Annotated in this window: 19 protein-coding genes; 5 read left to right on the top strand and 14 right to left on the bottom strand. The window is 71.2% G+C overall.

The window, feature by feature from the left end:
* The first annotated feature begins 26 nt into the window (after window positions 1-26).
* Window positions 27-716, top strand: a complete 690-nt coding sequence (locus tag AB4030_RS05095; protein WP_442278109.1) for an alpha/beta hydrolase — start codon at window positions 27-29, stop codon at window positions 714-716.
* Window positions 717-724: 8 nt separating this feature from the next.
* On the opposite strand, the gene AB4030_RS05090 is transcribed toward AB4030_RS05095, so the two are convergent.
* From AB4030_RS05090 to AB4030_RS05075, 4 genes are all read right to left on the bottom strand, one after another.
* A complete protein-coding gene (locus AB4030_RS05090; RefSeq protein WP_442278108.1) occupies window positions 725-1,510 on the bottom strand; it encodes a GNAT family N-acetyltransferase in 786 nt (261 codons plus the stop codon).
* On the bottom strand, window positions 1,507-2,148 hold the full coding sequence (locus AB4030_RS05085; RefSeq protein WP_442278107.1) for a DUF2306 domain-containing protein: 642 nt from the start codon (window positions 2,146-2,148) through the stop codon (window positions 1,507-1,509). Before AB4030_RS05085 ends, AB4030_RS05090 begins: the two co-directional genes overlap by 4 nt.
* Window positions 2,149-2,171: 23 nt before the next feature.
* Window positions 2,172-2,864 (bottom strand): hypothetical protein, encoded by a 693-nt coding sequence (locus AB4030_RS05080; RefSeq protein ID WP_442278106.1) that lies wholly within the window; start codon window positions 2,862-2,864, stop codon window positions 2,172-2,174.
* Window positions 2,865-2,987: 123 nt separating this feature from the next.
* A complete protein-coding gene (locus tag AB4030_RS05075; protein ID WP_442278105.1) occupies window positions 2,988-5,684 on the bottom strand; it encodes a LuxR C-terminal-related transcriptional regulator in 2,697 nt (898 codons plus the stop codon).
* Between the two features lie 95 nt (window positions 5,685-5,779).
* Here AB4030_RS05075 and AB4030_RS05070 point away from each other — a divergent pair, with 95 nt between their 5' ends.
* Together AB4030_RS05070 and ypfJ are read left to right on the top strand one after the other, a co-directional pair.
* The gene (locus tag AB4030_RS05070) at window positions 5,780-6,772 is read left to right on the top strand and encodes a helix-turn-helix transcriptional regulator (protein WP_442278104.1); all 993 of its coding nucleotides are present in this window, start codon (window positions 5,780-5,782) and stop codon (window positions 6,770-6,772) included.
* A gap of 127 nt (window positions 6,773-6,899) precedes the next feature.
* Window positions 6,900-7,853 carry a KPN_02809 family neutral zinc metallopeptidase gene (gene ypfJ / locus AB4030_RS05065; protein WP_442278103.1) on the top strand — a complete coding sequence of 318 codons (954 nt, stop codon included), beginning with the start codon at window positions 6,900-6,902 and terminating at the stop codon, window positions 7,851-7,853.
* A 151-nt stretch (window positions 7,854-8,004) separates the two neighbouring features.
* Here the strand turns inward: ypfJ and AB4030_RS05060 are convergent, their stop codons facing one another.
* Genes AB4030_RS05060 through AB4030_RS05015 form a run of 10 tightly spaced genes read right to left on the bottom strand, consistent with a single transcriptional unit; the run spans window position 8,005 to window position 16,759 of the window.
* Window positions 8,005-8,613, bottom strand: a complete 609-nt coding sequence (locus AB4030_RS05060) for an acVLRF1 family peptidyl-tRNA hydrolase (RefSeq protein WP_442278102.1) — start codon at window positions 8,611-8,613, stop codon at window positions 8,005-8,007.
* Between the two features lie 19 nt (window positions 8,614-8,632).
* Window positions 8,633-8,959: a metal-sulfur cluster assembly factor gene (locus tag AB4030_RS05055; RefSeq protein ID WP_442278101.1), complete on the bottom strand. Its 327-nt coding sequence runs from the start codon at window positions 8,957-8,959 to the stop codon at window positions 8,633-8,635.
* On the bottom strand, window positions 8,956-9,438 hold the full coding sequence (gene sufU, locus AB4030_RS05050) for a Fe-S cluster assembly sulfur transfer protein SufU (RefSeq protein WP_442278100.1): 483 nt from the start codon (window positions 9,436-9,438) through the stop codon (window positions 8,956-8,958). The genes AB4030_RS05055 and sufU overlap by 4 nt, the downstream gene beginning before the upstream one ends.
* Complete coding sequence (locus tag AB4030_RS05045; RefSeq protein WP_442278099.1) at window positions 9,438-10,742, bottom strand: aminotransferase class V-fold PLP-dependent enzyme; 1,305 nt, start codon at window positions 10,740-10,742, stop codon at window positions 9,438-9,440. The genes sufU and AB4030_RS05045 overlap by 1 nt, the downstream gene beginning before the upstream one ends.
* A gap of 5 nt (window positions 10,743-10,747) precedes the next feature.
* Window positions 10,748-11,524 carry a Fe-S cluster assembly ATPase SufC gene (gene sufC / locus AB4030_RS05040; protein ID WP_442278098.1) on the bottom strand — a complete coding sequence of 259 codons (777 nt, stop codon included), beginning with the start codon at window positions 11,522-11,524 and terminating at the stop codon, window positions 10,748-10,750.
* Window positions 11,525-11,527: 3 nt separating this feature from the next.
* Entirely contained in the window at window positions 11,528-12,826 is a 1,299-nt protein-coding gene (sufD, locus tag AB4030_RS05035) for a Fe-S cluster assembly protein SufD (RefSeq protein WP_442278161.1), read from the bottom strand.
* An 8-nt stretch (window positions 12,827-12,834) separates the two neighbouring features.
* Window positions 12,835-14,256: a Fe-S cluster assembly protein SufB gene (gene sufB, locus AB4030_RS05030; RefSeq protein WP_442278097.1), complete on the bottom strand. Its 1,422-nt coding sequence runs from the start codon at window positions 14,254-14,256 to the stop codon at window positions 12,835-12,837.
* Entirely contained in the window at window positions 14,253-15,092 is an 840-nt protein-coding gene (locus AB4030_RS05025; protein ID WP_442278096.1) for a helix-turn-helix transcriptional regulator, read from the bottom strand. The genes sufB and AB4030_RS05025 overlap by 4 nt, the downstream gene beginning before the upstream one ends.
* A 45-nt stretch (window positions 15,093-15,137) precedes the next feature.
* The gene (locus AB4030_RS05020) at window positions 15,138-16,097 is read right to left on the bottom strand and encodes a CDP-alcohol phosphatidyltransferase family protein (RefSeq protein WP_442278095.1); all 960 of its coding nucleotides are present in this window, start codon (window positions 16,095-16,097) and stop codon (window positions 15,138-15,140) included.
* Entirely contained in the window at window positions 16,094-16,759 is a 666-nt protein-coding gene (locus AB4030_RS05015; protein ID WP_442278094.1) for a phosphatidylserine decarboxylase, read from the bottom strand. Before AB4030_RS05015 ends, AB4030_RS05020 begins: the two co-directional genes overlap by 4 nt.
* A gap of 136 nt (window positions 16,760-16,895) precedes the next feature.
* Here AB4030_RS05015 and AB4030_RS05010 point away from each other — a divergent pair, with 136 nt between their 5' ends.
* Entirely contained in the window at window positions 16,896-17,606 is a 711-nt protein-coding gene (locus AB4030_RS05010; protein ID WP_442278093.1) for an ABC transporter ATP-binding protein, read from the top strand.
* Window positions 17,603-18,382, top strand: a complete 780-nt coding sequence (locus AB4030_RS05005) for an ABC transporter permease (RefSeq protein WP_442278092.1) — start codon at window positions 17,603-17,605, stop codon at window positions 18,380-18,382. The genes AB4030_RS05010 and AB4030_RS05005 overlap by 4 nt, the downstream gene beginning before the upstream one ends.
* The last annotated feature ends 15 nt before the right edge of the window (window positions 18,383-18,397 follow it).

Here is an 18,397-nt window from a genome sequence, read left to right as displayed (position 1 = left end):
TCGAGCCCGGAGGTATCGTCGGGCCCATGGCGCACTTCCTGCTGCTCCATGGGGCCTGTCACGGCGGTTGGTGCTGGGATCCGGTGTCCACGATCCTGGACGCCGCCGGGCACCGGACGACCGCGCCCGACCTCCCTTGCGAAAGCCTTGACGCCGGCTTGACCGAGTCCGCTGACGCCGCCGTCGCCGCGTTGCCGGACGGCGTCGGCGAGGTGGTGGTCGTGGGTCACTCCTTGGGCGCACTCCTCGCGCCGCTGGTGGCTCACCGGGTGCCGACACGACGCATGGTCATGCTCGCCGGAGTGGTGGGCGCTCCCGGGACGAGTCTCGAGTCGCTGGCCACGGAGGACGCGGATCGCGATGTGCCACTGGAGGATTCAGACCTCGAGTTCGACACGGAGGGCCGGTTCCGCTTCACGGACGCCGGTGCTCGACGCGTGCTGTACCACGACTGTCCACCCGACGTCGCAGACGCGTCCATCGCACGGTTGAGGTTCCAGCGCTCGATGTGGCGTGACGTCGCCGAGTTCGACACATGGCCACAGGTGGAGACCTTGTCGGTCGTCTGTGCCGAGGACCAGGTCGTCGATCCCGCGTGGTCGCGACGGGTTGCCCGCGACCGGCTGGGTGTCGAACCCATCGAGCTGCCGGGGGGCCATTCGCCCTTCCTCGCGCGACCTGCCGCCGTGGCGGCCGTCCTCATGGACGGCCTCTGACGATCAGGTCAGACGCTCCACTCGCTGGCCAGGACGGCATACGAGAAGGTGTCGCTCCAGCCGGCCGACCGGTGCAGGGCGTCTCCGACGGCATGGAGCTCCCGACGCATGCCCACGCGTTCCATGACCCGCCAGGACGGGATGTCGTCGGCGAAGCAGGTGGCCACGACTCGCCGAACTCGTAGCTCCGCGAAGCAGATTCGCATCAGGTCGCGCACGGCCTCGGTCGCGTAGCCGTGCCCCGTGAAGTGCGGGTCCAGCACCCACCCCAGCTGCGCCTGCACCTCGCGAGCCTGTTCGGCGACCTCCTTCTGTGACCAGGCGTCCTCGACGCGGAGCATGAGGTCGCCGATGATGCGTCCGTCCAGCTGGACGACGAGGGTGGTGGCCATCCTGTCCTCGTCCTCGAAGGTCGTGCGGTAGGACTCGAGCCCGTCCGGCGCCTCCGTCAGCCACCGGCTGACCGACTCCAGGCGACGGAAACGCCACGTCGCGTCGGCATCCCCTCGCAGCGCGGGCCGCAGCTCGAGACGCTCGGTGGTCCGGGGCCAGTCGAGCCGAGACAGCGGGTGCCTCGAGACGCCGGGCTCGTCGGGCAGGGCCTGCACCGACAGCAGTGAGGCGCCGAGGTCGCGGAGCCGGGCCAGCCGTCCATGGAGCTCGGCCTGGTCGCGCACCGGCCCCGTGAGGGTCGTCGTCCCGTCAGGGTCGTGTCGAAGGGCGAGGCCGTCGAGGACGCGCGTCCAGTGCTCGTCGAGGTGCCCGGCGACCCGGAACTCGTAGCAGGTGGTCATGGTCGGCCGACCCCGGCCAGGACCCGCCCTCCGCGGCGACCCCGAGCGGCACTGTGGCGGCGGATCGCCCACTCGGCGACGGCCAGGTTGACGACCCAGGCCGCCGCCCTGGAGGCGTCCAGCGCAAGGGGGCTGTGCCCGAACAGGGCAGCACCCGCGCCCTCGGTGAAGGCCTGGGTCCCGGCAGCAAGCGCGATGGCGTAGGCGCGGGTCATCCAGGCCCGGTGGGTCATGACGTCATGCCGTCGGATCGCGACGACTCCGAGGAGCAGGGCCGTGGCCATCGCGGGGCCGAAGACGAGCCGCAGCACGAACAGCAGCGGCCCGGAGCCCGGCTGGGGCGGGACGAACAGCGTCAACCACAGGGCCGACACCGCCACCCCGAGGCCGGCCACCACGAGAACTCGGCCCGATGCTCGATGCCATCCCGGGCGGCGACTCCGCAGTCCGGGAGCGAACTGCAGGGCGCCGAGGAGTGCATACGTGGTCGCGGAGACGATGTGCACCACGACGGGCAGCGGGGAGGCGGTGAACCTGGGGTCGCTCGGGATGAGCGACGGGCCGCCGTTCAGCTCGACCAGGCGCGCGGTGCCAGCCAGGACGGGGATCAGGCTCAACGCGATGAGGGCTGCCGGCACGCGCCACCCCCGCTGCCGGGTCGTCATCGGACCGCGGCCTGCGGCCGGCCGGCGGCAGTGGCCGCGGGGGCGAGCGTGCCGGACGCCTCGCGGCGCTGGTCACGCCACAGCGAGACACCGAGACCGATCAGGGCGATGCCGGTGGGGACGGCGAGTGGGCGGTTGAACGAGGCCGGAAGGACGGCGAGGGCAACGGTGGAGAGGTTCCCGACGGCGAGCAGGGCGGCTGCCCACCTCGAGAGGATGCCTGCGCGGAACGTCGCGATGCCGAACACGAGTCCGCCTGCGACGTAAGCCGCCCCGGTGACCGCGAAGACCGTCGTCAAAGCACCGATGTCCCCCGTCGCGTGCCCACCGAACGCGGCGACGACGACGTCGTTGACGTAGCCCGGCGCCGACGTCGCTGCGGTCGGCAGCACGAACGCAGCCGCGAACTCGGTTCCGAACATCAGAAAGTAGCCGGCACTGAGCAGCAGGTAGCCGACCAGGCCGGAGACCCCGACCGTGGCGCGCTGACGCAGGTACAAGCCGGTGATACCGGCCAGCGCGAGGGCGGTCATGACGGTCTTGGCGGTGCTGCGCACGAACCAGTCGGTCGTCGTCACGGAGGCGACCTCCATGGCGGGGTGGTTGATCTGCACGAGGACGAAGATCGTGCCGGCGACGGCGGTTGCGATGCCGGCCGCCTGGCCGAGACGGGAGGTCGTGATGGTCATGATGGGGTTCCTTTGCCGGAGGCGGTCCCGGGGGTTCCGGGGACAGCTCGAACATAGGAACGGCGACGGTGTCACCGAATCACCAAGCGATGTGATTGGGGTGGTGATCCCTGCGGCGACCGGTCAGAGCAGGCCGAGCTCGGCGGCGCGGACCACCGCGGCCCGCCGGGTGTTGACGCCCAGCTTGGTGAAGATGTGCTTGGTGTGGGTGCGTAGCGTGTTGACGGACACGAACAGCTCGCTCGCGATCTGCGGTCCGGTCCTGGCCGTCGCCAGCAGCCGCAGCACGTCGAGCTCTCGTTCGCTGAGCCCGTCGACCCGCGGCACCCGGGACGACACCACCGGGCTCCCGTACGCCGCGTGCGTGAGCCGGTCGACGAGAGCCGAGGCTGCGGGCGACCGCTCCGTGATCGTGAGCAGCTCCGACAGGGGGGCGCCCTCGTCGAGGAAGAGGCGGACGTAGCCGACCGGGGCGGCCGCCTCGAGAGCGGCACCGAGCTCGGCGACGGCCGCCGCCTCGTCACCGTCGGCATGGTGCACGAGCGCCCTGAGCATCCGGATCTCCAGGAGACTGCCGTCCCGACCATCACGGCGCGCGCCCGGAGCCAGGAGGTCGAGCCGGCGTAGCGCGTCGTCCAGGTGGCTCTGGTCGCCGTCCGCGCGGTGTTGGGCAAGGAGCAGACGCACGAAGGTGAGCTGGGCGAACTCAGCGAGGTAGGACACGTCGTCGACCCGCAGCACCTGCTCGCCGTCGGCCCAGCGCCACGTGTCCGCCAGTCGACCCTGCGCGATCCGTAGGCGCGCCAGCTGGGCCGGAATGGGGCGCACCTCGGGGAAGAAGCCCGGCAGGTGCAACTGCTCGGCCTGCGCGAGCAGCTCAGCCGCCGACTCGAGCTCGCCCTCGGCGCGCCGCAGACGCGCCATGGCGACGTACCAGCGATAGCGGTTCTCCAGCAGGGACGCGGACTCACCGAGCGCCCGGGCGGCGTCCAGGTGCTCAGCCGCGGCCTCGAGCTCATCCTGTTCGACGAGCACGTCGGCCAGACCGACGTGCAGGTCGCCGAGGGTGGCCAGTGCGGCACCGGGATGCCGCTGGGACGTCGCCAGGGCGTCCTCCTGGAGCCGCCTGGCCTCGTCGGGTCTCCCCCTCGCCACCCACATGCCGGCCAGGGCCACCGTGCTGCCGAGCTGGTCGGCGACGTCTCCGGCCTCGGCCATGCTGCGGACCGCTCCGGAGAACGTGTCGACCGCCTCCTTGGCGTCACCCTTCCCCCAGGCAGCGAGCCCCAGGAAGCCGAGTGCGCCCGCCCGGGCCATGTGGTCGTCCGGCCCGGTGAGCGCCAGGGCTTCGCGGGCATGCTGAGCCATGGCGTCGGTGTCACCTCGGGCCTGCGCGGCCGACGCCCGGAAGATGGCCATCGTCGCGGGCAGCGTGCGCAGCTCCTCGGACGTCGCGGTCGAGGCGTCGACAGGGGCGGTCGGCGGGCGTTGCGCGAGAGCCCGTTCAGCCTGCGCCAGAACGGTTTCCACGCCCTGTACGTCGCCCTCGACCAAGCGAGTCCAGGCGAGGTAGGTGCCCAGCAACGGACGTTCGAACACCACCTCGACGGGCAGCGCGGTCAGCCATCCGCGCAGCATGACGTCGCGGCGTCGACGCCGCAGGTCCGGCAGCACAGCCTCGAGGAGGTCGGCCGCATGCTCCGGGTCGCCGCTCGACAGGGCGTGCCCGACAGCTTCCTCGGGAAGGCCGTTCGCGGCATACCACTCGCTGGCGGCCCGGTGGAGCAGCGGAATCCGTTCCGGTCGCTCTGCCGCGAGCCGCGCCCGAAGGGCTTCGGCGAAGAGGTGGTGGTAGCGGTACCAGTCGCGGTGGTCGTCGAGCGGGACGATGAACACGTTGGCGCGGTCCAGCGCCTCGAGGAGTGCGGCGCCGTCGGCTCCGCCCGTGAGGCGGTCGCACAGCTCGCCGGTCAGCTGCTGCAGGACCGAGGTGTCGAGCAGGAACCGACGCGAGGACTCGGGTTGCGAACGCAGCACCTCGTCGACGAGGTAGTCGAGCACGAACCGGTGACTGCCGGCGAAGTCGGCGACGAAGGAAGCGGTGTCGTCCATCCCGCGCAGCGAGAGACCAGCAAGCTGGAGCCCGGTGACCCACCCCTCCGTGCGGGTCTCGAGAGCGGCCATCTGCGCGTCGCCCAGGTCCAGGCCCATCACGTCGGTGAGGAAGGCGCCGGCCTCGTCGGGAGTGAACCGCAGGTCGGCGGCACGCAGCTCGACGAGCTCGCCGCGCGCCCGTAGCCGGGGCAGCGGCAGAGGCGGGTCGGACCGCGTCGCGATCGCCAGACCGGCCTGTGGCGGCAGGTGGTCCAGCAGGAACGTCACCATCGCGTGCACCTCGGGTGCCACGACCACGTGGAAGTCGTCGAGCGCCAGCACCGTCCGGCCGGGCCGGAGGTCGAGCTCGTTGACCACACTGGTCAGCACCGACTCGGGTGCTCCTTGTGCAGCCACCAACGCAGCCGCCTCGGGGAACTCACCCCCGGTCCGGAGCGCGGCCACGAGGTGCTCGAGGAAGCGTCGCGGGTCGTTGTCGTCCTTGTCGAGCGACAGCCACGCGACGTGGCCCTGGCCGGCCGCGACGGGTGCAACTCCCTGGGCCAGCGCGGTCGTCTTGCCGAAGCCTGCGGGTGCCGACACCAGCACCAGGCGGGGCAGGGCCCCCTCGGCGAGCCGTTCCGTCAGCAGCGCCGTCAGCCGGCGCCTATCGACGAGGTCACGGCGCAGCGTCGGCACGTGCACCTTGGTCCCCAGGACGGCCATGCGACGAGCATAGGAGCGCGACGACTCGGTGCACGGCGTCGGTCCCGGGCGCTACCGTCGGACTGACGATCGGCGGGCGCCCGGGAGGTGGTGGCATGCGGCACGACACGAGTCCGACGGCGCGGGCCCTCCTCGCGCTCGAGGCCATCCAGGACAGCCCCGGCATCACCGCCCAGCGGCTGGGTGACCACCTGGGCGTGACCGAGCGGGCTGCTCGACGCTATGTCGCCATCCTCCGCGAGGCGGAGGTGCCCATCGAGTCGGTCACGGGACCGCACGGTGGCTACCGCGTCGGCCGTGGGTTGCGTCTGCCGCCCCTGATGTTCACCGCCGCCGAGGCACTCGGTCTCGTCATGGCCGTGCTCGAGGGGCACCGGGGAGCGGCCGACCCGACCGAGCTCGTGGGGGCCGCCCTGTCCAAGATCCTGCGGGCGCTCCCCCAGCAGGTCGCCGAGCCGGTTCGGGCCGTCCGTCGGATCACCGGGCCGCCGCCCAACCCGAGCCTGCGCGTCGACCCGCTCCTGACGGCCAAGCTCGTCGAGGCCTGCACGTCGGCGCGGCGGGTGCTGATCGACTACCGGCTCGAGGACGGACGCGAACGACCGATGGAGGTGGATCCGTGGGCGGTCCTCCTGCGCCACGGTCGCTGGTACCTCCTCGGTTGGTCGCACACGAGCGGTGCCCAGCGCGCCCTCCGGGTCGACCGCGTGCTCTCGGCCTTTCCCACGTCACAGCGGTTCACCCCGCCCGCGGACCTCGACGCGCTCCGCACCCTCGAAGAGCACCTCTCGCAGGGGTGGCGGCACGAGGTCGACGTGCTCCTCCGGGCCGACCTCGACGAGGCGTCCCGGTGGCTGCCGCGCAGCCTGGGGCACCTCGAGCGGGTCGACGGAGGCATCCGGCTGCGGGCGACGACCGACGACCCCGACTGGTACGCCCGCCAGCTCGCCGTCACGCCGCTGACGTTCGAGGTGGTCGGGTCACCCGCGCTCGTGCAGGCCACCGAGGACCTCGCCGCACGTCTCGTCAAGGCGGCCGGCGCCCCCGACGACGGCCGGGGCCGGCCGCAGCCGCCCTCCCAGGGCTGAACCCGCCGGAGCGGGTACGACCCCGCCAGGGCGGCGCCGAAGCCGCCGACGCACACCGGTCACCGCGCACTAGGGTGATCACGACCGGACCGGGGAGGCCCCCGGTCCTGAGCCCGAGGAGCGGCACATGAGCTTCAACGACAACGCCCAGCTGGACACCTCACAGGTGCAGAGCGGCGGCAGTGGTGGGGGCGGCGGAGGCGGAGGGTTCCCCGGCGGCATCCAGGTCGGAGGCGGCATCGGCGGCCTCATCCTCCTCGTGCTCATGCTCATCTTCGGTGGCGGCAAGATCCTCGGTGGGGGCGACTCGGGCAGCACCGCCGGCGGCCTCCCCTCCCAGCAGCTCCAGAGCGACCAGGTCGCGGCCGCCGGACAGGTCGACCAGGGGCAGTTCTCCCAGTGCAAGACGGGCGCCGACGCGAACCGGAACGACGTGTGCCTCATCGTCGCGACCGTCAACAGCGTCCAGGACTACTGGACCAAGACGCTGCCGAAGTACCAGCTGAACTACGAGCCGGCGAAGACCGTGATCTACCAGGGCCAGACGCAGTCCAAGTGCGGCACCGCCAACGCGCAGGTGGGTCCCTTCTACTGCCCCCTGGACGCGAAGGTCTACGTGGACGCGAGCTTCTTCCAGGAGCTCCAGAGCAAGTTCGGCGCCAACGGCGGCCAGCTCGCGAAGGAGTACGTCATCGCCCACGAGTACGGCCACCACGTCCAGGACCTCCTCGGCATCCTGAACCGCGCCCAGCAGGACCCGCAAGGCCCCAACTCGGGGTCGGTCCGCATGGAGCTGATGGCCGACTGCCTGGCCGGTACGTGGGTCAAGCACGCGACCGAGACGACCGACGCGAGCGGCACCCCGCTGCTCAAGCCCATCACCGACGCCGACATCCAGTCCGCGCTCTCGGCCGCGTCCGCCGTCGGTGACGACCGCATCCAGCAGAAGGTCCAGGGGCGCGTCACCCCCGAGACCTGGACGCACGGCTCGTCGGCCGCCCGCCAGAAGTGGTTCACGCAGGGTTACCAGACCGGCGACATCAACCAGTGCAACACCTTCGGCGTCGGCACCGTCAGCTGACGTCCACCACCCGATCGAAAGAGCGATCCGTCCGCTCCTGATCGAAAGAGCGATCCGTCCGGACGGATCGCTCTTTCGATTGTTGGGGGACGGATCGCTCTTTCGATTGTTGGGGGACGGATCGCTCTTTCGATTGTCCGAGGGTCGATCGTCAGGGCTCGGTGAGCTCGATGCGGACCGCGCGGCCTCGCCGGAGCGCGGTCTCGAGCACGTCGCGCTTCGGGTCGGGCAGGTCGTAGAGCTCACGCATCGGCAGCCCGGCGAGCGCGCGCAGGGCGCTCGCCTCGAGGACCTCCCGCACGAGCGTGCGGTCTCCCCCGACGACGAGTCCATGAGGTATGCCGTCCGCACCGGCCCGCGGGCTCTCGTCGTCCCCGAGCAGCACCCGTCGGGCATGCCCGACGACGGCGTCGACGAGCTCGTCGGCCTGCTTGCCCCGGCGACGCGCGAACCGCTGCTGCGACCACCCTCCAGCCGCTGTCCGCGACTGCACGTGCCGGGTGCCGACCTTGGAGGCCGTGAACGCACCCGTGCGGGCGAGCCCCACGGCATACCCTCCCCGCCGGATGAGGATGACGCCGAGCGGTTCGTGCGCGAACGGCGTTGCGACGACAGTGGATCCGTCGGCGGCGCGCGCGGACACGACGACGCCGCCGGGAGTGGTCTCCTCGGCGGCGTCGTAGGGGCCGTGTCGCTCGGCGAAGCCCGCCATCCACCGGTCGAACCGCTCGGGGTCGACCTCGATGAGGCGCGTCGTCACGGGCGCGGGTGGCGTCGGCTCAGAGGTTGAAGCCGAGGGCGCGCAGCTGCTCGCGGCCGTCCTCGGTGATCTTGTCGGGGCCCCACGGCGGCATCCACACCCAGTTGATGCGATGTGTCGTGACGAGGCCTTCGAGGGCCTGCGCCGTCTGGTCCTCGATGACGTCGGTGAGCGGGCAGGCGGCCGACGTCAGCGTCATGTCGAGGACGGCGTGCGACTGCGCGTCGACGGTGATGCCGTAGACGAGGCCGAGGTCGACGACGTTGATGCCGAGCTCGGGGTCGACGACGTCGCGCATGGCCTCCTCGACGTCGGCCACGTTGGGCGGGGTGGTGGTTGCTGTCATGACGAAACTCCTTGTGGGGAGGGCGAACTCGTGGAAGAGATGTCTACGCCGGCTCGGGCGAGCGCGTCGGTGAAGGCGGTCCACCCGAGCAGGGCGCACTTGACGCGGGCGGGGTACTTCGAGACGCCGGCAAAGGCGACCCCGTCACCGATGACGTCCTCGTCGCCGGCGACCTTGCCCTTGGAGGTCAGCATCGTCCGCATGGCCTCGAACGTCTCGAGGGCCTCGTCGACCGGGTGGCCGATGACCTCCTCGGCGAGCACGGAGGTGCTGGCGACGGAGATCGAGCAGCCCTGGGCGGCATACGAGATGTCGGTGACGACGGCGTCGGGACCGGTGCCGGTGACGTCGACGCGGAGGGTGACCTCGTCGCCGCACGTCGGGTTGATGTGGTGCACCTCGGCGTCGAACGGCTCGCGCAGGCCGGCATGGTGCGGTCGCTTCGAGTGCTCGAGGATGAGCTCCTGGTAGAGGTCCATCAGCTCGCCTTCCTCTCGGTGTCGGTGCCGAAGATGACCGGCACCCGGTCGAGAGCCGCGAGCAGCGCCTGGACGTCGGCGGGCGTGTTGTGGACGGCGAAGGACGCGCGGGTCGTCGCCGCGGCGCCGAGGGCGCGGTGCAGCGGCCACGCGCAGTGGTGCCCCACCCGGACGGCGACCCCCGCGTCGTCGAGCACCTGCCCGACGTCGTGGGCGTGCACACCGTCGACGACGAACGCGACGGCGCCACCCCGGGGGGTGCCGACGTCAGGTCCGACGACGTGGACCCAGGCGCGCTCGGCCAGGCCCCGCTGGAGCTGCTCGACAAGCGACGCCTCGTGCGCGTGGATGCGGTCGATGCCGATCGCCTCGATCCAGCGCACCGCGGCGGCCAGGCCCACGGCCTGCGCGGCGTTGGGCACGCCGGCCTCGAACTTCTGGGGGGCGGGCGCGTAGGTCGAGCGCTCCATCGTGACGAGCTCGATCATCGAGCCGCCCGTGAGGAACGGCGGCATGACGTCGAGCAGGTCACCGCGTCCCCACAGCACACCGACCCCCATCGGGCCGTACATCTTGTGGCCGCTGAAGGCGATGAAGTCGGCGCCGAGCGTCGCGACGTCGACCGCGAGGTGCGGCACCGACTGGCACGCGTCGACGACGACGAGCGCCCCGACGGCGTGCGCCCGCGCCGCGAGCTCGGCGACGGGGTTGACCGTGCCGAGCACGTTGGAGACGTGCGTGAAGGCGAAGACCTTGGTGCGCTCGGTGAGCAGCTCGTCGAGGGCGCTCAGGTCGAGTGCGCCGTCGGGACCGACCGGCACCCAACGCAGGGTCGCGCCCGTGCGTCGGGCGAGCTCCTGCCACGGCACGAGGTTGGCATGGTGCTCCATCTCGGTCACGAGGATCTCGTCACCGGGTGCGAGCACGAACCGCTCGTCCTTGGGCTCGTCGGTCGGGGCTGCGTTGGAGAAGGCGTACGCGACGAGGTTGAGCGCCTCGGTGGCGTTCTTCGTGAAGACGACCTCGTCGGCGGGCGCCCCGATGAACGACGCGATGGTCGCGCGGGCGGCCTCGAAGTCGTCGGTCGCCTCCTCCGCGAGCTGGTGCGCGCCGCGGTGGACCGCGGCGTTGTGCTGCTCGTAGAAGGCACGCTCGGCGTTGAGGACGGCCGTCGGCTTGTGCGACGTCGCCCCCGAGTCGAGGTAGACGAGCGGCCTGCCGCCGCGCACCGTGCGCGCCAGGATGGGGAAGTCGCCGCGGATCGCGGCGAGCTCCCCGTCCGTGAAGGGCAGGACGTCGGTCATGGCGCTCAGGCCTCGGCGGCCACGGCCGGAGTCGCGACGAGGTAGCGGTCGTAGCCCTCGTCCTCGAGACGGTCGGCCAGCTCGGGTCCACCCTGCTCGACGACCTTGCCGTCGATGAAGACGTGCACGAAGTCAGGCTTGATGTAGCGCAGGATCCGCGTGTAGTGGGTGATGAGCAGGACGCCGAGGTCCGTGGACTCCTTGGCGCGGTTGACGCCCTCCGAGACGATCTTGAGCGCATCGACGTCGAGCCCCGAGTCGGTCTCGTCGAGGATGGCCACCTTGGGCTTGAGCAGCTCCATCTGGAGGATCTCGTGGCGCTTCTTCTCGCCGCCGGAGAAGCCCTCGTTGACGTTGCGCTCGGCGAACACGGGGTCCATCCGCAGGTTGCCCATGGCCGCCTTGACGTCCTTGACCCACGTGCGCAGCTTGGGCGCCTCGCCGTCGATGGCCGTCTTGGCCGTGCGCAGGAAGTTGCTCACGGTGACACCCGGCACCTCGACGGGGTACTGCATCGCGAGGAAGAGGCCGGCGCGGGCGCGCTGGTCGACGCTCATGGCGAGGACGTCCTCGCCGTCGAGCGTCACGGTGCCGCCGGTGACGGTGTACTTCGGGTGGCCGGCGATGCTGTAGGCCAGCGTCGACTTGCCGGAGCCGTTGGGCCCCATGATCGCGTGGGTCTCCCCCGACTTCACCGTGAGGTCGACCCCGCGCAGGATCTCCTTGGGGCCGTCCTCGGTCTCGACCGAGACCGTCAGTCCCTTGATCTCGAGCGTGCTCATGGGTCAGTTCTCCTTGTTCGTGCTGGGGATGCTGGGGGTCTGCTGGGTGGGAGCGGCGTATGCCGTGGACGCGAGCTCCTCCTCGATGGCCGCGGTGATCTCGTCGCGCAGGTCGGCGAGCGGGATCTCACGGATGATGTCGGCGAAGAAGCCGCGCACGACGAGGCGCTTGGCCTCGTCCTCGCTGATGCCGCGCGACTGGAGGTAGAACAGCTGCAGGTCGTCGAAACGGCCCGTGGCAGAGGCGTGCCCGGCGCCCTCGATCTCGCCGGTCTCGATCTCGAGGTTCGGCACCGAGTCGGCGCGGGCACCGTCGGTGAGGACGAGGTTGCGGTTGAGCTCGTAGGTGTCGGTGCCCTCGGCCTCCGCGCGGATCAGCACGTCGCCGACCCACACGGTGTGGGCCGTGTCGCCCTGGAGCGCGCCCTTGTAGGTGGCCCGGCTCTTGCAGTGCGGGGCGTTGTGGTCGATGTACGAGCGGTGCTCGAGGTGCTGGCCGGCGTCGGCGAAGTAGACGCCGAGCAGGGTGGCGTCACCGCCGGGGCCGGCGTAACGCACGTTGGCGTTGACGCGGACGACCTCGCCGCCGAGGCTCACCGAGAGGTGCTTGTAGTGGGCGTCCCGACCGACGAGGGCGTCGTGCTGCGCCAGGTGCTGGGCGTCGTCGGCCCAGCGCTGCACCGACACGACGGTGAGGTCGGAGCCGTCGCCGGTGACGACCGAGACGAGCTGCGCGTAGCGCGCCGAGCCGGTGTGCTCGACGACGACCGTCGCCTTGGAGAAGCGTCCCGCGCGCACGACGAGGTGGCCGTGGACGGGCTCGCCACCCTGCCCGACGAGCGAGAGCCGCACGGGCTCGTCGAGCTCCGCCTCGGCCGGGATGTCGAGCAGGAGGGCGCCGTCGGCGGCCGCCCCGGCGACGACGGCCGCGCGGTCCTGGGGAGGCAGGATGCCGAGCTCCTGCGCCTGCTCGGACGTGATCGTCGAGGTCGTCACACCGGCGGGGAGCTTCGTGGTCCAGTCGAGCCGGCCCGACGCGCCCTCGGCCAGCAGGCCGGCGAGCTTCTTGACCGGCGTGAAGCGCCAGTCCTCCTCCCGACCTGTCGGCAGCGGGAACGCGGAGACGTCGAACGACGCCGTGCGCTCGGCACGCGACTGGTCGGGCACGAAGGCCGCGGCGGAGTCGGTGTGGGCCGACGCGCCGGGGCGGGCTGCGGTCATGGTGGGGGCGGCGTCGGGCACCGTGGTCTCGCTCTGCTGGGTCTCGGTGATGTCGGGGGTGTCGGTGGTCGTGTCAGCCAGAAGGCCCATCAGCCGACGGCTCCTTCCATCTGGAGCTCGATGAGGCGGTTGAGCTCGAGGGCGTACTCCATGGGCAGCTCTCGGGCGATCGGCTCGATGAAGCCGCGCACGATCATCGCCATGGCCTCGTCCTCGGCCATGCCGCGGGACATGAGGTAGAAGAGCTGGTCCTCGGACACCTTCGAGACGGTGGCCTCGTGACCCATCGAGACGTCGTCCTCACGGATGTCGACGTAGGGGTAGGTGTCCGAACGGCTGATCGTGTCGACGAGCAGCGCGTCGCAGCGCACCGTGGACGCGGAGTGCGACGCACCCTCGAGCACCTGCACGAGACCGCGGTAGCTCGCGCGGCCGCCGCCGCGGGCGACGGACTTGCTGATGATCGAGCTCTTGGTGTTGGGCGCCGCGTGGACCATCTTGGAGCCGGTGTCCTGGTGCTGGCCCTCACCGGCGAAGGCGATCGAGAGCGTCTCGCCCTTGGCGTGCTCGCCCATGAGGAAGACGGCGGGGTACTTCATCGTGACCTTGGACCCGATGTTGCCGTCGACCCACTCCATCGTCGCCCCGGCCTCGCACGTCGCGCGCTTGGTGACGAGGTTGTAGACGTTGTTGGACCAGTTCTGGATCGTCGTGTAGCGCACGCGGGCGTTCTTCTTGACGATGATCTCGACGACGGCCGAGTGCAATGAGTCCGACTTGTAGATGGGGGCGGTGCAGCCCTCGACGTAGTGCACGTAGGAGCCCTCGTCGGCGATGATCAGCGTCCGCTCGAACTGGCCCATGTTCTCGGTGTTGATGCGGAAGTACGCCTGGAGCGGGATGTCGACGTGGACACCCTTGGGCACGTAGATGAACGAGCCACCCGACCACACGGCCGTGTTGAGCGCGGCGAACTTGTTGTCGCCGGCGGGGATCACCGTCGCGAAGTGCTCGCGGAAGAGGTCCTCGTGCTCCTTCAGGGCCGTGTCGGTGTCGAGGAAGATGACGCCCTGGGCCTCGAGGTCCTCGCGGATCTGGTGGTAGACGACCTCGGACTCGTACTGGGCGGCGACGCCGGAGACGAGGCGCTGCTTCTCGGCCTCGGGGATGCCCAGCCGGTCGTAGGTGTTCTTGATGTCCTCGGGCAGGTCGTCCCACGTGGCCGCCTGCTTCTCGGTGGACTTCACGAAGTACTTGATGTTCTGGAAGTCGATGCCGGTGAGGTCCGAGCCCCAGGCGGGCATCGGCTTCTTGCCGAAGAGGCTGAGGCTCTTGAGGCGCAGCTTCGTCATCCACTCGGGCTCGTTCTTGCGGGCCGAGATGTCGCGCACGACGTCCTCGTTGAGCCCACGACGCGCCGTGGACCCGGCCACGTCACTGTCGGCCCAGCCGTACTCGTAGGTGCCGATGCCCTTGAGGCCGGGGTTGAGCTCTTCGATGTGGGTGGTCATGAGGAACCTTCCTGAACGTGCGTGAGCGTGTCGGTACTGGTGCTCGTGCTGGTGCTCGTGCGGGTCTGGGCAGCGTCTGGGTCAACACCCGAGGGCTGCGTGGTCTTCCGGGGGCGAGTGCCGATCCCACCGGTCGGGACGAAGGTGGTGCAGACGTGGTGACCGCCGGCGAGGGTCGCGAGACGCTGGACGTGCACCCCGAGCAGCCGCGAGAACGCGTCGGTCTCGGCCTCGCAGAAGGCCGGGAACTCGGCAGCGACGTGCTGCACGGGACAGTGCCCCTGGCACAGCTGGACCCCAGTGAGCCCACCGGCGCCCACCGGTCGGGCCGTGGCGGCGAAGCCGTCCTCGCTCAGCGCCTCGACGAGCGCCTCGGTGCGAGCGGCAGGTGCGTCTCCCGCTGCGTCGAGGCGGGCGGCATACCGCTCCTCGAGGGCGCCGACGCGGGCGCGGGCGAAGTCGCTGACGGCGGTCGGGCCGGCGTGTGCCTCCAGGTAGCGCAGCACCTCGACGGCGAGCGAGTCGTAGTCGGCCTCGAGCGCGCTGTGCCCGGCATCGGACACGACGTAGGCGCGCGCAGGGCGCCCGCGCCCGCGGCGCCCGCCGGTGGGCTCGTGCGGCACGACGGCGCCCTGCTCGACGAGGGCGTCGAGGTGGCGGCGGACCGCGGCAGGCGTCAGGTCGAGGTGACGGCCCAGCTCGGCAGCCGTGATCGGGCCGTCGGCGGAGACCATGTGGAGAACTCGTGAGCGCGTGCGGGACTCGAGCGGCGAGACGTGCTGGACGTCCTCGCCGTCTTTCGTCTCACGCGGTGCGTGCTCACCGATAAACACCACACCATTGTGACGTAAATGGGCCGCACACTTCCAGTTAGGACGGCCTTACCGGCCACCCCGGTCGTCGAGCTCGTCATCCGCGTCGTCATCCGTGTCCTCGTCGGAGTCCTCGTCGGAGTCCTCGTCGAGCTCCGGGGGCATGATCACCGACGGCATCCGGGTGCGTGGCGGGGCCACGGCGTCCTCCCCGAACCAGCGCCGGCGCAGCGGCGCCGTGACCCACCCGAGCGGGCACGTGAGCACGTAGCCGTAGGCCAGCGCCATGCCCGTCGCCCCGGGGAAGAGCGCGAGCCCCAGGGCGATGAGGACGCCGAGTGGCACCGTGATCCGGAGGTGTCGCGGCGAGAGCAGGTCGCGGAAGGACCGGAAGCGGAACGAGGACGCCATGAGGGCCGCCGGCACGACGCCTGCCGCCACCGGGACGAGCGGCGCCCAGTCGTAGAGCGGGTCGCCGATGGCGAGCACGGTGGAGATGACGACGCCGGCCGCACCCGGGCTCGCGAGGCCGACGAAGTAGCGCTTGTCGGCCAGCGGGTCGATGGTGACGTTGAAGCGGGCCAGGCGGTAGGCGGCGCAGGCCAGCCAGAACATCGCCCCGGCCCAGGCCCAGACGGGATACGCCGGCAGCGCCCACGTGTAGACGAGGACGGCGGGCGCGATCCCGAACGAGATGAGGTCCGCGAGCGAGTCGAACTGCAGACCGAACGGGGTGATCGCCCCGACGGCACGGGCGACGGCACCGTCGCAGATGTCGAGGACGATCGAGATCCCGACGAGGACCGCTGCCGTGCGGAAGTGTCCCTGGAAGGACAGCAGCACCGAGGAGAACCCGCAGAGCATGTTGCCGAGGGTGAAGAGGCTCGGCAGCGTGGCCCGGGCACGGACGCGCGGGTTGAGCCGGTCGAGGGGGATGACGCGAGCGCCCGTGGCCGAGACGAGCCTCATCCGCCGGCCCACGCGGTCACGCCGCCGAGGTCGCTCGTCGGACGCCGAGTCGCCGTTCACGAGGGGTCCGCCGCCGGGAAGCGGCCCAGCACCGTCTCTCCCCCGATGGCGCGCTTGCCCTTGGACACCTCGAGCCGCACCTCCGGCGGGACGAAGACGTCCATCCGGGAACCGAACTTCATCAGTCCCATCCGGGTGCCGGTGGCGATCTCGTCGCCCGGCTCGATCCGCGTCACGATGCGGCGCGCGAGCTGCCCGACGAGCTGGCGGTAGATGATCCGGCGGCGCTGTCCGTGCACGACCCGCTCGACGATGATCTCGCTGCGCTCGTTCTTCGTGGCGCTCTCGGCACGGTACGCGGCGAGGAACCGACCGGGCGTGTGGGTCACGTCCACGACCCGGCCGCCGTAGGGCGAGCGGTTCATGTGCACGTCGAGCAGGGACAGGAAGATGCTGACCTGCTGCCACTCACCGGGAGGTGCGATGCCCGCCTGGGGTTCCCCGACGTGCATGACGATGCCGTCGGCGGGCGCGAGCACGACGTCCGGGTCCGAGACCGGCGTGTGGTCCGGGGTGCGGTCGGGGTCGCGGAAGAAGAGGGTCACCCCTGCCGTCAGCAGTCCGAGGGCGGCGGTCGTACGCGGTCGGCGGGCCAGTGCGGCGATCACCGTGGGCACGGCGGCCAGGGCGGTGAAGGGCCTGGCGGCTGGGTCGATCTTCACGGGTGGGGCTCTCCGTCAGGGTCGAGTGGTCGGTCGGTAGAGAAGGGGGCTGTGGTCGCACGGCGGAGGGGGTACGCCAGCGGCGACCGAGGTGCGATGACCGGGGTCGTCGGGACCGAGCCTAGACTCATGAGCCATGACCGCTGCGGTGACACTGTCCGACCTCCGCCGCACCTTCGGTCAGGTCGCCGCCCTCGACGGACTGACGTGGAGCGCCCCGGTCGGGCGCATCACGGCGGTGCTCGGCCCCAACGGGGCGGGCAAGACGACCGCCATCGAGTGCGCGGTCGGGCTCGGCCGTCCCGACGGCGGAACCGTGCGGGTGCTGGGCACCGACCCGTGGCAGGCGAGCGCCGACCACCGCGCCCGTGTCGGCGTCATGCTGCAGGCCGGTGGCCTGCCCAACGGCACCAAGCCGTTGCGCCTGCTCCACCACCTCTCCCGGCTCTACGCCGACCCCGTCGACGTCGACTCGGTCGCCCGTCGACTCGGCGTCACGGACTTCGCGTCGACGACGGTCCGCCGGCTGTCGGGCGGCCAGAAGCAGCGCCTCGCCCTCGCTGCGTCGCTCCTGGGTCGCCCCGAGGTCCTCTTCCTCGACGAGCCCGCGGCGGGCCTGGACCCGCACGGCCGCCTCGACGTGTGGGACCTCGTGGCCGAGCAGCGCGACGCAGGCACCACCGTCGTCGTGACGACCCACTCCTTCGAGGAGGCCGAGCGGCTCGCCGACCACCTCGTCATCATGAATGCCGGACGCACCGTCGCGGAGGGCACGCCGGGATCGGTGACCGGCAACCGCTCCCTCGAGGACGTCTACTTCAGCCTGACCCGCAAGGGAGCCGCGTGAGCACCCCGACCACACCCAGGACCTCCGTCACCCCACGGGCCGCGACGCAGCGACGCCGCATCGTCACCCAGGCCGGGTTCGAGGTCGGGAGCCTGCTCCGCAACGGTGAGCAGCTCCTCGTCTCGCTGGTCCTCCCCGCGATGGCGCTCGTCGGGCTCAGCCTGACCACCTCGCCGAGCCTGGGTCCCGGCACGCGCATCGACGTCGCGACGGCCGGGGTCATCGCCCTGTGCGTCATCTCGACCGCCTTCACCGCGCAGGCCATCTCGACCGGCTTCGACCGTCGCTACGCGGTGCTGCGCTACCTCGGGGTCACGCCTCTCGGCCGCGGCGGCCTCGTCGCCGCCAAGGTGCTGGCCACGCTCGCCGCCGAGGTGCTGCAGATCGGCGTCATCGCCGCCCTGGGGCTCGTCCTCGGGTGGCAGCCGGAGACGTCCGGGATCGCGTATGCCGTGCTCTTCGTCGTCGTCGGCACGTGGGCCTTCGTGGCCCTGGCCCTCCTGCTCGCCGGCACCCTGCGGGCCGAGGCCGTGCTGGCGATCGCCAACCTCGTGTGGGTGCTGCTCCTCGGGCTGGGCGGCGTCATCGTGCCACGCACGGAGCTGCCGCCAGGCGTGTCCCACGTCGCTGCCTACCTGCCCTCGGCCGGGCTCGCCGACGGCCTCCGGTCGGCGCTCGTGGACGGAGTGCTGAACCTGCCCGCCCTCGGTGTCGTCCTCGCCTGGGGACTGGTCGCCACGGTCCTCGCGGCGCGTCTCTTCCGATTCGACGACTGAACGCACGAGACTGGC

Origin of the sequence: Terrabacter sp. 2YAF2 (assembly GCF_052114705.1) — a bacterium.
Lineage (GTDB): Bacteria > Actinomycetota > Actinomycetes > Actinomycetales > Dermatophilaceae > Terrabacter.
The sequence above is the reverse complement of the archived record's forward strand: the minus strand, read 5'-3'. Positions and strand labels throughout refer to the sequence as shown.

What these genes read in the sequence shown, in the direction of transcription:
- AB4030_RS05095 (WP_442278109.1), top strand. Translation starts at nt 27, where the DNA reads ATGGCGCACTTCCTGCTGCTCCATGGGGCCTGTCACGGCGGTTGGTGC.
- AB4030_RS05090 (WP_442278108.1), bottom strand. Translation starts at nt 1,510, where the DNA reads ATGACCACCTGCTACGAGTTCCGGGTCGCCGGGCACCTCGACGAGCAC.
- AB4030_RS05080 (WP_442278106.1), bottom strand. Translation starts at nt 2,864, where the DNA reads ATGACCATCACGACCTCCCGTCTCGGCCAGGCGGCCGGCATCGCAACC.
- AB4030_RS05075 (WP_442278105.1), bottom strand. Translation starts at nt 5,684, where the DNA reads ATGGCCGTCCTGGGGACCAAGGTGCACGTGCCGACGCTGCGCCGTGAC.
- AB4030_RS05070 (WP_442278104.1), top strand. Translation starts at nt 5,780, where the DNA reads ATGCGGCACGACACGAGTCCGACGGCGCGGGCCCTCCTCGCGCTCGAG.
- ypfJ (WP_442278103.1), top strand. Translation starts at nt 6,900, where the DNA reads ATGAGCTTCAACGACAACGCCCAGCTGGACACCTCACAGGTGCAGAGC.
- AB4030_RS05055 (WP_442278101.1), bottom strand. Translation starts at nt 8,959, where the DNA reads ATGACAGCAACCACCACCCCGCCCAACGTGGCCGACGTCGAGGAGGCC.
- sufU (WP_442278100.1), bottom strand. Translation starts at nt 9,438, where the DNA reads ATGGACCTCTACCAGGAGCTCATCCTCGAGCACTCGAAGCGACCGCAC.
- AB4030_RS05045 (WP_442278099.1), bottom strand. Translation starts at nt 10,742, where the DNA reads ATGACCGACGTCCTGCCCTTCACGGACGGGGAGCTCGCCGCGATCCGC.
- sufC (WP_442278098.1), bottom strand. Translation starts at nt 11,524, where the DNA reads ATGAGCACGCTCGAGATCAAGGGACTGACGGTCTCGGTCGAGACCGAG.
- sufB (WP_442278097.1), bottom strand. Translation starts at nt 14,256, where the DNA reads ATGACCACCCACATCGAAGAGCTCAACCCCGGCCTCAAGGGCATCGGC.
- AB4030_RS05010 (WP_442278093.1), top strand. Translation starts at nt 16,896, where the DNA reads ATGACCGCTGCGGTGACACTGTCCGACCTCCGCCGCACCTTCGGTCAG.